At 44.6% G+C, this 14,657-nt stretch carries 13 protein-coding genes and 1 riboswitch; of the genes, 2 read left to right on the top strand and 11 right to left on the bottom strand.

Going from position 1 to position 14,657, the window contains the following annotated elements; translation table 11 throughout:
- Positions 1-37: 37 nt before the first annotated feature.
- A riboswitch (SAM riboswitch) is annotated at positions 38-134 on the bottom strand.
- A gap of 89 nt (positions 135-223) precedes the next feature.
- From EFA47_RS19215 to EFA47_RS19165, 11 genes are all read right to left on the bottom strand, one after another.
- A complete protein-coding gene (locus tag EFA47_RS19215; RefSeq protein ID WP_122644789.1) occupies positions 224-838 on the bottom strand; it encodes a GNAT family N-acetyltransferase in 615 nt (204 codons plus the stop codon).
- 153 nt (positions 839-991) lie between these two features.
- Positions 992-2,284: a UDP-N-acetylglucosamine 1-carboxyvinyltransferase gene (locus tag EFA47_RS19210; RefSeq protein WP_122644788.1), complete on the bottom strand. Its 1,293-nt coding sequence runs from the start codon at positions 2,282-2,284 to the stop codon at positions 992-994.
- A 147-nt stretch (positions 2,285-2,431) separates the two neighbouring features.
- The gene (locus tag EFA47_RS19205) at positions 2,432-2,941 is read right to left on the bottom strand and encodes a shikimate kinase (protein ID WP_122644787.1); all 510 of its coding nucleotides are present in this window, start codon (positions 2,939-2,941) and stop codon (positions 2,432-2,434) included.
- Positions 2,942-3,276: 335 nt separating this feature from the next.
- Positions 3,277-3,747 carry a hypothetical protein gene (locus EFA47_RS19200; protein WP_122644786.1) on the bottom strand — a complete coding sequence of 157 codons (471 nt, stop codon included), beginning with the start codon at positions 3,745-3,747 and terminating at the stop codon, positions 3,277-3,279.
- 171 nt (positions 3,748-3,918) lie between these two features.
- Complete coding sequence (locus tag EFA47_RS19195; RefSeq protein ID WP_164690074.1) at positions 3,919-4,566, bottom strand: hypothetical protein; 648 nt, start codon at positions 4,564-4,566, stop codon at positions 3,919-3,921.
- 61 nt (positions 4,567-4,627) lie between these two features.
- Positions 4,628-6,781: a hydantoinase/oxoprolinase family protein gene (locus EFA47_RS19190; protein ID WP_122644784.1), complete on the bottom strand. Its 2,154-nt coding sequence runs from the start codon at positions 6,779-6,781 to the stop codon at positions 4,628-4,630.
- Between the two features lie 108 nt (positions 6,782-6,889).
- A complete protein-coding gene (locus EFA47_RS19185) occupies positions 6,890-8,209 on the bottom strand; it encodes a hypothetical protein (protein WP_122644783.1) in 1,320 nt (439 codons plus the stop codon).
- A gap of 41 nt (positions 8,210-8,250) precedes the next feature.
- A complete protein-coding gene (locus tag EFA47_RS19180; protein ID WP_122644782.1) occupies positions 8,251-8,712 on the bottom strand; it encodes a MaoC family dehydratase in 462 nt (153 codons plus the stop codon).
- Positions 8,713-8,727: 15 nt separating this feature from the next.
- Positions 8,728-9,852 carry a CaiB/BaiF CoA transferase family protein gene (locus EFA47_RS19175; RefSeq protein WP_122644781.1) on the bottom strand — a complete coding sequence of 375 codons (1,125 nt, stop codon included), beginning with the start codon at positions 9,850-9,852 and terminating at the stop codon, positions 8,728-8,730.
- On the bottom strand, positions 9,849-11,009 hold the full coding sequence (locus tag EFA47_RS19170) for a CaiB/BaiF CoA transferase family protein (RefSeq protein ID WP_122644780.1): 1,161 nt from the start codon (positions 11,007-11,009) through the stop codon (positions 9,849-9,851). The genes EFA47_RS19175 and EFA47_RS19170 overlap by 4 nt, the downstream gene beginning before the upstream one ends.
- Positions 11,006-12,154, bottom strand: a complete 1,149-nt coding sequence (locus tag EFA47_RS19165; protein ID WP_122644779.1) for an extracellular solute-binding protein — start codon at positions 12,152-12,154, stop codon at positions 11,006-11,008. Before EFA47_RS19165 ends, EFA47_RS19170 begins: the two co-directional genes overlap by 4 nt.
- A 438-nt stretch (positions 12,155-12,592) precedes the next feature.
- Between EFA47_RS19165 and EFA47_RS19160 the strand changes: the two genes are divergently transcribed.
- Both EFA47_RS19160 and EFA47_RS19155 read left to right on the top strand, forming a co-directional pair.
- Entirely contained in the window at positions 12,593-13,480 is an 888-nt protein-coding gene (locus EFA47_RS19160; protein ID WP_122644778.1) for a dihydrodipicolinate synthase family protein, read from the top strand.
- A gap of 347 nt (positions 13,481-13,827) precedes the next feature.
- Positions 13,828-14,523, top strand: coding sequence for a FadR/GntR family transcriptional regulator (locus tag EFA47_RS19155; RefSeq protein ID WP_122644777.1), 696 nt, complete (start codon positions 13,828-13,830; stop codon positions 14,521-14,523).
- Positions 14,524-14,657 lie beyond the last annotated feature (134 nt).

Below are 14,657 nucleotides of genomic sequence, written 5' to 3'. Positions count from 1 at the left end.
CAAAAAGCGGACTGTTTATATTTCTTATAAACCAATCCTCTTATTGTTCGATTACTCGCTCAGGTTGGCACCTTCCTTAGAGGGGTTGCCGCAGCTTCACAGATCCTTTGTATCTCCACTGCTCTGAATAAGAGAAAGTTTGCTTCATTAAATTGTTTTAGTACATTACGTACTTTACACTGATTTATAATAAAAGTCAATAAAAATTTTCAAATAATTTATCCTACTTAATTTTTTTGACGGCCTGCTCTGCAAATCGTGCCGCCGGTATCACATCCTGCGGCTCTTCTGGGTGTTCTCCAAGGAACTTCTCCATCCATACCATATCGTACCAGACGCCGTGTTTATAACCACATTTATGAAAATGTGCGGCTACCTTATACCCCATTTTTTCGTGAAAGGCAATACTTTCAGGATTCGGGTACGCGATGCAGGCATTCAGGTTCAATATATTTTGTTTTCTCAGCACCGCCTCCATACATTCATACAACACCTTGCCAACTCCCCGCCCCCTGCAACCCTGTTTTACATACACAGTTGTCTCTACAGCCCAATTATACGCATCCCTATCTTTAAAAGAGGCAGCATAACAGTATCCCTGTATCCCCCCGTTTGATTCTGCTACAAGATATGGATACCGCTCTGCTATTTTACTTATTCTCCCCCTAAATTCTTCCAAAGTCGGCACCTGATACTCAAAGGTAATGGCCGTGTTCTCCACATAGTAAGCATAAATTTCCAGAATCTGCCCCGCATCTGATAAATCTGCCAACCGGACTGTAAGACCATTCTCAGCATCATCTGCTGCCATCCTTCTACATTTCCCGCCACTGCCCATTTTCTCCCTCCGCACATTTTCTTAGCTTTTTTTTAGTGTTAATTTGATTATTTTCTGTAAAACATATTTGTGCCCCAGCCAATCGGCATCACTCTAGAACAAAACAAAAAGGAAATGCAGATTATACCCTACCACATTTCCTCTCCATCGCGCTTAACCCACCTTAAATTTAAACTTCTGGATCTCCTTTTCACTGGAAACCTTTTCAATCATGCCGCCCAGACTCCGCAGTTTCTCTTCAAACCTCTCATATCCTCTCTGGATATAAATAATATCATCTATAATAGTAATGCCATCCGTAGCGAGTCCTGCAATGCACAGGGCTGCTCCAGCGCGTAGGTCAGGTGCGCTTACCCGTGCTCCGGAAAACTTCTCTACCCCCTCGATTGTAGCAGAATTCCCCTCCACCTTAATTACAGCGCCCATACGTGCCAGCTCGTCTAAATATTTAAATCTATTCTCAAAAATGCTCTCTGTAATTGTGCTCGTACCCTTTGCCAATGCCAGTGCAACACCTATTTGAGGCTGCATGTCTGTGGGATATCCAGGATAGGGAAGAGTCTTTACTTGGGTACAGCTCAGCCTTCTCTTCGCAACCACCCTCACAGCATCGTCAAATTCTTCTATTTCACACCCAATATCTACTAATTTCGAAATCGTGGCATCCAAATGCTTAGGAATAACATTTAAAACCGTCACATCCCCCATAGTTGCTGCCGCTGCAAACATAAACGTCCCCGCTTCAATCTGATCCGGGATGATAGAATATTCTGTTTTATGCAGGGATTTTACACCCCTGATTTTAATAACATCCGTACCTGCCCCCCTAATATTTGCGCCCATACTGTTCAGGAAATTTGCCACATCCACCACATGGGGTTCTTTTGCCACATTTTCCATAATGGTCAGGCCATCTGCCATTGCTGCAGCCATCATAACATTAATCGTGGCGCCAACTGTAACCACATCGAAGTATAAATGGGTTCCCCTGAGCGCCTCAGCATCTGCCACAATCTTACCATGTTCTATATCTACATCTGCACCAAGGGCGCGGAATCCCTTCAAATGCTGGTCTATGGGGCGGCTCCCAATATTACATCCCCCGGGAAGGGCAACCTCAGCCCTCTTATACTTACCTAACAGGGCGCCCAGAAGATAATAAGATGCCCTGATTTTCTTAATATAGTCATATTCAATATTAAAGTCACCAATTGTACTTCCATTTATTTTTACCGTATGACGGTCGATTCGCTGAACCATTGCCCCAATCCCTGCAATAGCTTCCAACATAACATTAATATCATTCACATCCGGCAGATTATCAATCAGGACAGTCTCATCCGTCATAATTGCTGCTGCCAGAATCGCAAGCGCCGCATTCTTCGCTCCGCCAATTTCTACTTCCCCTACGAGCGGACTGCCGCCTTTGATTATATATTGCTCCATATTGCACCTCGATTATCCGATATTGTTATCGTGATCCCTTATTATTAATTCCCCTGTTACTTACAAGCAAAATCCAATATGCTAAGCCATTATACCACAAAATGGCCATTTGTAAAATCATTTTTTCCCCTGCTTTGGCCGCTGTGGCTATCTTATACTATTTTCAACCGCCGAAAGCACGTTCTCAATCGTCTCTTCAATCCTGCATCCGTCCTCACAAACTGTGATATCTGCATACTGCTCAAACAGCTTTATTCTCTCATTATACAGATCTCTGAAAGTCTGGCCTTCTCTCAGGACGACGCCTCTTTTTTGGGGACTTCGGATCCTTCGTTTTATTGTTTGATAAGAAGCCTTCAAATATACAATAGTTCCGATTTCCTTAAAATGCTGCATTGCCTCTTCACAGTAGACAACGCTTCCTCCAGGTGAAATCACGGAGTTGCTGACATCCACATCCCTATTCACCTGGTTTTCAATTTTCAGAAACCCGTCTTCTCCAACATCGTTAATAATCTCTCTCAGGAGCCGGTTTTCCTGCGCCTGAATCAGTAAATCCGTATCCACGAACTGCATGCCAAGCCTTTTAGCAATAACCACGCCGACTGTGCTTTTACCTACCGCAGGCATTCCTATAAAAATAAGATTCTTTTTCATATGTTTATTCACCTTGTTTTATCTCATCTAACCCTCCTGTTTACAGCCGCAAATGTAGCGGCGCCCAAAGTAATTTTAAGATATATTTTATAGCCTGCGCACCCACTTTTTAGTATATTTACCTACATTCCAGCCGAAGTGGCTCCACAATGTCCTTTTGTACCAGGTAAATACCCATAAACTGGGGCGCGCATGCCGTGTTAATACTTCTCAGGCATATTTTTCTGTAAACTAAGGCTAATTACTGTTTCTCCCCCTGTATGTATGCAGCCATGCCAGCATCTCTACAGAGAAAATTGTTCCATCCGCGTTACATTATAACACAACCTTATTATTTAGTAAAATCGGCGCCTGCACCTACGGTTATCACATCTACGTTTATATAATTCCTGATACAGCATCACTTCAATCAGGTCACGGAGCCAATTTGGCCTGCCAGTACCTTGGGGCGGCCGGTTCTGCGCAGGTTCCCCACGTCCTGGCCTGGGGGCCTGCTGCTTCTCCATTTGTAACTGTTCAGCAACATCTTCATATCCACTTTCATAGAACATTTTTTCATGCTTCATCACATTATCATAAATTCTCCCGCTCATCATCCTAAGCTGCAGCTTATCCGGATATTCATCGTACATCATACTGCACTGGTATTCCAGCCTGTCACATTCATCCTCTACATACGGTAAAACCTTCTTCGCTGCGGACGGATACAGGCTCTTCATATACTCAAAGTCCATCCTCTCAACCTTCTCATCATCGTAAGCCAGCGGCATTGGATATGCCATATAATAAGGCAGTTTAGGGTTCATCATATACACTTCCATTTCCAGACATTATATGGTTAGTATATGCAGGGCGGAGGTATGCGTTAATTTAGGACGTAACCTTTTTGCGTTTTGTTACGTCCCAAACCTTCCTCAGACCTGTACCTAATTGATAACCCAAAAGCAGCGCAGCCGAAGCTGCGCTGTAAAATGTTTTTATACTGTATTGCTGATACTATTCATTATGCTATCAGCCGCATTTCTATCGTACTCATAAAGTCCTATCAGTCCCAGTATATAGGGGTGAAAGTCTATCTTCTGCATCTGTCCTGCGAATTCATAGGCTGCTATTTCCCCTGCACTTTCAGGGGAAATGGTTTTATTTATGAAGGGGATGGGTTTTATCTTTATAGTGATCCCTGCGTTTTCCAGATTTTCTTCTGTATCTTCATAGAAATGGTACAGCTCATGGCAGAAAAGTACGCTGCAGGGCTCAAACTCTCCCAGCACCCTAAACAGAGTGTCTTTATTTTTGTCCAATGCCCGTAGCAGTCTTTTGGAAATTTTTATCTCTCCGTCATGGTATTCTGCAAAGTTTATGGAATCAGGCATAATAAATTCTTTATCTTGTGCCATCTTCACTTTGAGGCCATTGATCCTGATAAGTTCTTCCATATCCCTGCTTTCTGCCGATACTTCCAGGGCCTTTTTCCGCCCTGCCTCTTTTGCCTTCTGAACAATGTCCTGGCACATTTCTTCTGTATAATGCCTGTAAAATAAATCCTGGCGCAAAATATAATCATCCCAGCGCTTTTTAGGAATTACTTTCAAAGAAGAAATGACGCCTGCTAGTCTGTCATCCATCCCTGCCGCCTCCATTCTATACCTTCATCTTCCCCATGGCCCTCTTCCAGCCGGGAACCCTCTATATGGCCTGCCTGATCCCTATGAGGATTGCCGCTTCACCTGCCGGCATCCCGTTTACCTCGGCATTGATGATGCCTGTTCCCTGCTCTAAATTTGATACTCCTGAAACTTCTATAATACGGCCGCCCACTACTATAAATAAGTCCGGGCAAATAATGACATCTCCTTTATATGTGCTGAGTTCATCAAATAATTTTTTAAAATCTGTATCAAGGCCCCCAATCGTAGAATTCATCACTGTGCCCTGAGCAGTCTGCAATTTGATAAACCCTTTCTGGTCTAAGACACGGACTGCATGTGTAACCTTTTGTTTCCTCCCCATTTTCTTCTCTGCCCTCTCCTGGGTATACACATACATCGCGTCTGTTTTTCCTGCAAGCCCTATCTTCTGGCCGCTGTTTCCAAAGGACTCAGAGGCTATCTTCTGAGCCTCCCTCTCATCCACTGCCTTCATCATATCCGTTGTTTTTACTTCTGTTGAACCCATGGCAGATACGGAAACCCTCTGTTTTTGATTATCAATCTCCACAACAGTCTCTATACTGTCCGGCGCTGCACCAAGCTTAATCACTGACTCTACGGCCTCCCTGCGTATTGCCGTGATATCCGCCTCGGTGGGGTTAGGTATGACACGTTCCACTGTGTCCCGAACCATTGCGAGTGCAACTCCAATGGATGAGATGACATCTGCATTTTGAGGAATTTTATATTTAATGTTCATCTGCTGCCCCATAAATGGAATCAACGCTGCCGCGCCTCCTCCGCATCCAACCAGCACTGCCTGGTCGGAATCCAGCTTATATTCTGCGATAAGCTCCTCCACTACCGGAATCAGCTTCGCACAGGCTGTGCTTAGAATCTGCCTTGCGGCCTCTTCCACTGACACACCGAGATAATCTGCCAAAGGTTTCATTGCCTTTTTAGCCGCCGCCTGATTTCCATGTGCATAAAATTCTGGACTGGTAAGTCCCAGTACGTTGGCAGCACATGTATTGGTAATTGTATAATTTTTCCCGTTCTTGCAGCGGATTGCACAGTAATCTGATGGGTCGCCTTTTTTAGGAGTCACAAAATATAATTCAGGATCTACAATATCCTCCTCAGATGCGAATGCACTATACGGAAGTCCCGCTATATGTGCACTTCTAGGCCCTACATCTACCAGTCTCCCCTTATCTGCGCGAACCATACTCCCCCCTGCCACGCCCAGGACCCGCACATCCAGGGAGTTGACATAAGTCCTGTACCCGGCAAGCTCTGCATGTTTAATCGTAGGCCTGCCATTTTTGATCACACCGATATTTGTACTGGTGCCGCCAACCTCAAAGTAAATCCCCACAGAGGCACGGAGGTACATCAGTGCGCCTACAACGCTGGCTGTGGGCCCTGACATCATGGAGAGAATCGGCCTTTTACGCATCTCTTCAATACTCATAACACCCCCGTCGCCCCTCATAATCATAAGCGGCGCCTGTATCCCCGTGGCCTTAACACTACTTTCAGTAGAATTAGCCGTATCCAGCATTTTGGGGAGTATACTGGCATTGACGGCAGCTGTCCGTGTCCTGGTTGTCAGTCCATAAAGCTTACTGATTTCAGATGCCCTTGTCACCTTCAGGCCTTCGCTCTCCGCCACCTGGGCAATCAGTTTTTCTCCTTCCCCACCGTCAACCCCGTATACCTCTGATGCCACAATAATCTCTGCCCCATCATTGGCCAGGGACTTGACCACATTGCGCACGTTGGGTTCTGTCAGGCTCTGGCCGTCTATATAGCGGGAGCGTGTCTCTATGAACCTGCCCGTTACAAGAGGGAGATTCCCCAATTTTGTCTGGCTTTTAATAAGCAGTGAGGATAATCCCTTTCCGCCCGTAGATACAATTCCCACCCGCGCCACATCACCTTCCAGCAGGGCATTGGTGGCCTGCGTTGTACTATGTGCCAGAAATATAACATCCTCCGGGTCAATGTCATTATCCTGAAGGCATTTCTGAAAACACTCTACGACACCCGCCGCCACTCCCTGCTCACTGTCATGGGTAGTGTGGACCTGAACCTTTCCTATTATTTCAAATGTATCGTTATCGATGGCAACTGCTTTTGTGTGGGTTCCTCCCACATCAATTCCCATACGTACCTTTCTTTTACTCATAGCTCCTCCATCTCCCTAATTGATTGATATGCACCCGGCTTCAAGGCATATGAAATTGCCCCTCTAAACCGGAGATAACTATAGTTACAGACAGACCCTAATACCCCCTTATCCATGCATATAATACAGAACCCCAAGTATGCAGATCCCATACACCCAGCAAATGGGCAATGCAGTTTTAATAAACTCCATAGGTTTTACTTTTGCATAAGAACAAGTCCATACGTTAGTCGAGTTTGTAGGATCCACTCCACTGTATATAGAATTTCCTGCAAAACATAAAAGCCATAAATACGTAACAGGGACCGCGCCCACTGCAAAAATAGTGGCATAGATGGCGGCGCCTGCGCCTGCCAGAGCCAGAGGCCCTCTGTACATAAATAGGGGCACCAGTATGAGCATAAAGATTGTCAGTCCCAATGTAGTCTCTGGGAGTACTCCCCCAAGTGTCTCCTGCAGCACAGGGCGGATAGAAGAAGCGCCGCTTGCAACTGTGTATGCACAGGCCATATACATAATCATGCCTGCAGACTCCCCCGCACCTGTTTTAAAGCTTTTGCTGATCATTGGGAAAATCCTGATTTTCCTATATGTTATTTTAGCTGTACATATGGCATAAAGTATACCGATAATAAATGAAGCAAAAATATTTACCTTAAACGCCATCATCAGTACAACAGGGATAATTGTTGCAATACACACATACCATGGAACAAATGTTATTTCATCACTGTCAACTGCCTTTACAGCCCAGCTCTTTACTTTCCTAACCTTCCTTACCTGTTTTCTGGTGGACATACTGTACATGATAAGGACGCCGGCAATACTTATAACAATGCCGATTCCAAATGCAATAAATGCATACGGCGTCCACGGGGAAGTCATTGTCTCCGGAATTTCCTCAACATAAGACAACAAACCACGCATTACAACATACTGGGATACATTGAGCAGCTGGGCCACAGCCACAGATTTGCCAAAGGCCACAATGGAAATTCTAGATGGAATCCCCAATGATATCATAACCGGAAGGACGATAACGCCAACTGCGATTACAGGCCCAATACTGTAAAGCGAAGTAAACATCACACTTACAACAATCATAATAATTGCAATCAGCACCTTCGGATTATCGCCTCCCAGCTCCACTGCCGTACGGATAATCGTCTTTACTATACCGGTTTTTATCATGACCTGGGCAAACCACGCGCCAAAAATAATCGTCATAAATGACACTGCCTGTGCCTGGAACTGGCCGGAAATCAAATCATTTAAGATCCCCTGCAGATTCATGCCGCCCAGGACTGCCCACAATATACCGGTTCCCAACAGCACCAATGATGGATTATAGCCTTTTACTAAAGCAACTATCATGAGCACATATGAAATCAAAAAAAGTCCCAATAAAATATTATTTGCATCAAACATTATGTTTCCTTTTCCTTTCTGTTTTTAATGAGCCGTACAACTTATTCTTTTGCTTCATGGAACTGTTTCTTCTCACATAAAAGCAGATGCTCCGCCACTAAAACCAGCTGGTTTCTCTGGTTATAGACTTCAAGGGCCTCCACCACAAATCCCATATCCTCTTTTTTCTTATGGTCTTTCTTCTCTTTGATCGTCACCCTTGTATGGATAGTATCCCCAATAAAGACAGGAGAAATAAATCTCAGCCGGTCATATCCATAGGAAAACGCAACAGGGTTAATCACATTTGCAGTCATCCCCACTGCAACGCTGAATGTCAGTGTCCCATGGGCGATCCTTTGTCCAAATTCAGTGGTTTCACACCACTGGGCATCCATATGATGCGGAAAAAAGTCCCCCGTCTGCCCCGCATGGAGGACAATGTCAGTTTCGGTTATAGTTCTTCCCGTTGTCTCTCTGACCGCCCCCACCTGGTAGTCCTCATAGTAAATTGTTTGTTCCAAATCCCTCTACCTCCTTCAGATATTCTTATTATCCTGCCCTATAAAGGGGGCAGGTTTTTCACTGTAATACCGCTCTTGGTCAAATTTAATAGGACAGCTTGTAGTCTCAAATACCTTTTTCCCGTCTCGGTATATGCCTTGCACCATGCCCAGTTTTTTAAATCCTTCCATCTCAAATAGTTCTTCCCAGTTCAGGGCCTTTGCGCACCACACATCTGCTGTTTCTAGGACTGAAAGCCAATAATCTGCTGTTTCTTTCTTCAAGTGCTCTTTTAATATCCTCTTAATCTCATCTCTTTTGGTGGACCATTCGCTCTCATCCGTATATTTCAGCAGCTCCTTACAACCCAAAAGTTCACCCAGCACTACAATAGAGCACATCGCCAGAGCCAGATATCCATCCTTTGTTTCATATATCCCATACGGGGCGGATATGTATGCATTTGCATTGTTTACCTTGCTTCTCACAGGCGGTTCATGTCCATCATTCAGAAAAGTTGTGAAAACCTCAAACTGAATATCCAGGATAGATTCCAGCAGATTTACCTGAATATATGCCCCCTGCCCACTGCGCTCCCTCCGTATCAATGCAGATAATATCCCCTGAACCAGATGTTGTCCTGCAAACATATCAGCCAGTGACAATCCCAGAGGGGTAGGCGCATCTCCCTCATTGCCATTTAAGTATGGCAGTCCAGAAATACACTGTGCCAGCAGATCCTGCCCTGGCTTTGAGCTCCATGGGCCGGCGCTCCCATATCCGCTTACTTCACCATATATAATCCGGGGATTTATTTCTTTTATCTGCTCATAGGACAAACCCAGCCTCTCTGCCGTTCCGGGCCTGAAACTAAACACAGCCACATCCGCTTCTTTTAAGAGACTGCGCAAAGTCCCCTTATTTTTTTCGTCCTTTAAATCCAGGGCGATGCTGTCTTTGTTACGGTTTACCGCACAGAACAAAGGACTTTCCCCCTCTATCTCACAGTCTGGAACACGTAAATCCCGGCAGCCGTCTCCTTTGCCTGGGCGTTCCACCTTCACGGTCCGGGCGCCCAGGTCTGCCAGCCTTAATGTGGCAGAAGGGCCCGCCATATACTGGCTGAAATCCAGTACTTTAACCCCCTCAAGAGGCCTCATGATAATCCCCCCTTCCCTAAATCAAACTCTTGTATGATTTTTTTTGTATCTTCACCCAAATCCGGGGCCCTGCGGGAGGAATAATAGGCCTCACCGTCCACCTTCACAGGACATCTGGATGTACATATTTTTCTTCCATCCTCAAATTCAAGCTCCTGCAGAAATTTCAGCGCCTGGAACCCTTCTGTGTTAAGGAGCTTTTCCCAAGTATACACATCCGAGCACCAATAACCGGCGCTCTCTAAGATTTCCAGCCAGTGTGCCGTAGTATCCAGAAGCAATTTTTCCCCTATTATCCGCTTAATCTCATCCCGCTTATTAAATGTATCCTCAAACTCATCAAATTGTGCCAGCCTGGGAATCTCCAGGTACTCAGCCAAATCTTTCAGGCTCCCCTTAGACAGTGCGATATAGCCATCCTTTGTCTGATATACGCCATAAGGGGCGCCCATATATGGATGTGCATTGTTATAGTCTGCCCTCACAGGCAGCTTCCTGCCGCCGTTCAAATATGCTGTGATTCCCTCAAACTGCATATCCACTGCAGATTCCATCAGGCTCACTTCCACCAAGGCCCCCCTGCCCGTCTTAAACCTCCTAAACAGCGCTGCCAGTACCCCTTCCGCCAGATGTACCCCCGCATAAGAATCTATCACCGAAAGGCAGAAAGGAACCGGAGGATCCTGCCCGTTCCCATTCAGCCAGGCAAGTCCCGACATAGATTGGACTAGAAGATCCTGGCCCGGCTTTTTTACCCAGGGCCCCTCGTTTCCATATCCTGTTACTGTCCCATAAACCAATCCGGCATTTATCTCCTTCACAGAATCATAGTCCAGATGGTTTCTTTTCATAACACCTGGCCGAAAATTTTCAATCAGGACATCTGCCCTTTTAATCAACTCCCTCACAATCTTCAGGTCTTCCGGATCTTTCATATTGGCACAAAAACTTTCCTTACTGCGGTTAATTGTATGAAAGAGTACACTGTTTCCATCTATCATAAGATTTTTCAGCGACATCCGCCTGCAGTTATCACCGCTGCCCGGCCTTTCAATTTTAATTACCCTTGCCCCCAAGTCCGCCAGCCTCAGAGAGCAGGAAGGCCCTGCCAGGTACTGGCTGAAATCCAGGACAAGGATTCCCTCTAACGGTTTCATACATCTACCTCCATAGATTCCCTGTATAACTGATTCATATTTTCCAGGACACTAGATGCATTCCCCCCATGCATCAGATATTCCCGGATAAAAGCACCCCCCCGGTCCTGAAAATACAGATACCCGCTGTACCTGGGCCTTAAGTAAGATTCATCTAAAGTTCTGAGCGTATCTCTGAAAAAGTCCATGCTCCTCCTGTTACACTCCTGGTCTGTCCACGCACCCCGGTGCCCCGGCTGGCCTCCTGCTTCGAAATATAAGGTTTTCTGTATCAACGGCGACGCCGCATATTCTGCAAACTTTACAGCCACATCCTTATTTTGACATGCAGAGGAAACGGCAAGGCCTGTGCCTCCCAGCACAGTTCTCAGATTATTCCCCCTGTAGCTCACCACATCCCCAGCTTTCAAAAGGTTTTTCGCATATCCCTTTCGTGAGTAATTGGTATAACCATACGCAAAAGGACAGTATACATATTTCTCTTCTGCTGCCAAAGCCTCATGTACCGCAATAGGGTCCCAATTGAAGATATCTCTTGTGCACATGGAAGCCAACGCCCTCATTTCCTCCAGTATTTCACATCCTGCCTCTCTGCCCACAACCTCCTCTTTGTTAAACATTTCATAACCCGCAGTTACACAAAACATATAGAAATCCATAAGAAGATTAATAGGGATCCCGGCATAAATTACTTTGCCTGACTTTGCCAGGCTCAAGACATCATCAAACGTCTGCGGAACCCTGTCCTTAACCCTTTCAAAATAATCCGGCCTGTACACCGCCACCGGCGTTGCCGCATCCACGGCAAGGGCGCTTAAAAACCCATTAAAATCATAGCTGATATAGGATTTCCCCACTGAATTCCTTTCCTGATCTTTTAAATATTCAGTACTTAGGTACTCCTGAAGGGGAAGTAAAATCCCGTGTTTAGCCGCAAATCCCGCCCACGGGTGGTCGATAATCAGCAAATCATATCTCTGGGCGAGCTCCTCTATGGGTGCATCCGCAAATTCCTGAAGGGAGCGCTTTTCCCAAGTAATCTCTACATCCTTATACATTTCCATAAATCTCTGCGCTACCGCCATAATGGATGTGTACCCTCTGCTGTGCGCCCATGTTATGCCTCTTAATATTTTCTTTTCCATCTTTCACTCCATTTTGATTTTTCTGTATCAAGCTTTTTGGTAGTACCAATTAAATTTTTATTAAATTATGCTCTAGGTTTTATATATTGTCAATATATACAATTACACAAATTATTTTTGATTTTTATGTGTATTTTTCACTATTGAATTTAACAACAAAAAGAAATATACTGATTAATATAAATAAATTGGATATACCAAATTTGTTTTTTATATTTATATAATGATACTTAACTAAATAGAACAATTTTCCACTATTTGGTATTACCAATTTCGCTTTTAATTAATCTCAAAAATTTACAACCCAAAAGTGCCTCCCTAAATACAGACTTTAGGAGGGCGGATGGATACAATATGCCTAAGAGGGAATTCCCTAGGGTATCTTAATATAATATTTCTGGCAAAGAGATATTCTGTGCAGAAAATGGAGGGAAAACTATGATAAGCCGTAAAGAAATGATTGTTGCTTCCATAACCATTTATGATGAAGAAAACCACATTAATGACGCTGAAATGTTAAAATTATGGAATAAAAATATACAAGAAGGAGCAGACGGTTTCTTTATTGGAGGAAGTGTGGGTGAATGTTTCCTGCTCTCTAATGAAGAACGTATCCACATGTTCGAGCTGGCCGGCAGCGCGCTGAAGAATCTTGACGTTTACGCACATGTGGGAGCCATCAGCACAGACCATGCCATTGAAATGGCAAAAGCCGCAGTTTCCTGCGGCATTCAGCATATTGCTTCCACCCCTCCTTTTTATTTTGCATTTACAACAAAGGAGCTTGCGAAATATTATTACGATTTGGCAGAAGCTGTAGGCAGGCCCATTCTCTACTATGACATTCCTTCCAGTACCCATGCGGACCTTAATACAGATGACTCGGAGATACGCGCCCTTTTAAAATCAGGCGCAATTGATATGATTAAACATACTAACCTACAGTCATACCGCATGAAACGCATCAAATCCATCAACCCAGGAATCAAAGTCATGGGCGGCTTCGAGAGCAGGATGATACCCATGCTGAATTACCACTGTGATGGCTTTATCGGAAGTACATTTAATTTCATGCTTCCCCAATATAATAAGATTGTGGAATTATATGGCACTCCTAAAAAAAGTGAGATTTTTAAAATAATTTCTGATTCTACGGATATTCTGCAAGTCCTGCTTGATACAGGGCTTCCTGCATCTATTAAATATATACTTAAACGCCAGGGAATCCAGTCAGGAGACGTGCGGCGCCCGCTTTTACCCCTCAGTGACGGGGCAAAAACGAAATTAGATGCAATATTGGATAAAAAGCTCATCTATAATAACTAATCCCTACATCCGGCGCAGAAATCTTCTGTACGCCGGATGTTTTATTCCCGCGGGCGAGGAGCCAAGCGGACATGTTTACATGTCCATTTTGCGACTGCCGCAAGGGTCTAATACCCCGATGCTTGCATCGCTGCTAGTTTGACGCCCCGTATGCTTGCATCGGGGTCTTTGACTCCAGCAAAATAAATCCCCCTTATACGCCGGATATTGCCTGCACAACCGTATGCGCACTTGTAAACTGAAGATATATACGTTAAAATAACTATATCCTGTTGGGATAAATGGGAAATCCCGCCGGTCAATATCTATGGTACAGGTATTATACTGAACATTTGGGGGAATTTTAGATGAACAATGATACAGTCAAAGCAACCGCTTCCGATAAGGTAATTGAAAGCATTGCACAAATGATCGTTTCTGGACAAGTCAAGCCAGGGGGGAAGCTCCTTACAGAAAGAGCTTTTGCGGAAAAATTCAAAGTCACACGCAGTTGTGTCAGAGAGGCCATCCGGGCGCTTGCCTTAATCGGAATGGTAGATATCCATCCAGGGGGCGGTACTTATGTGGCCGATAATAATTCTATCATTCCCGAAGAACCTGTATTATGGATGTATCACCAGAGCCTGGATAAATTCGATGAGATTTATACAGCCAGAGAACTCATAGAAACAGAAGTGTATCTGGAGTGTTTTGACCAGATGAATGAGGAGATCCGCACCTACATTATGGACGCCAGGGAGCAGCTTCTGAACATGAATACAGACACTATTACAGGAGAAGAGATGGAACATGTACTAAGTACGATTGATTTAACCATTGGGAAATACTGCGGAAACAGTATCATGAACAAACTGCTGCAGACAACACTGGCTTTGCGCAAAGAATTATCTATCAATATACTTAATCTCACCAGCTCCAGAGAAAGCGCTGTCTTATACCGCTGTAAGGTACTTACCGCACTATTGCAGGACGATAAGAAAATATTGAAGAACGCCCTGAAACGTTTCTTTATGAATTCGGAAAGAGAATTGAATATAAAATAGCAATACCCTAAAGATCCCCAATTAAGGGATTCCCTTTAGGGTATATCTCTCTGCCCATAGCCATGCGTATTATAAGCCAAGCCGGAAGGAGGCTGTTGTTAAAGCAGCCTCTTTCCTGGCTACCGCAATCAAAG

The sequence above is a fragment of the Luxibacter massiliensis genome (genome assembly GCF_900604355.1).
GTDB lineage: Bacteria > Bacillota > Clostridia > Lachnospirales > Lachnospiraceae > Luxibacter > Luxibacter massiliensis.
This window is presented reverse-complemented; position numbering and strand designations above follow the sequence as displayed.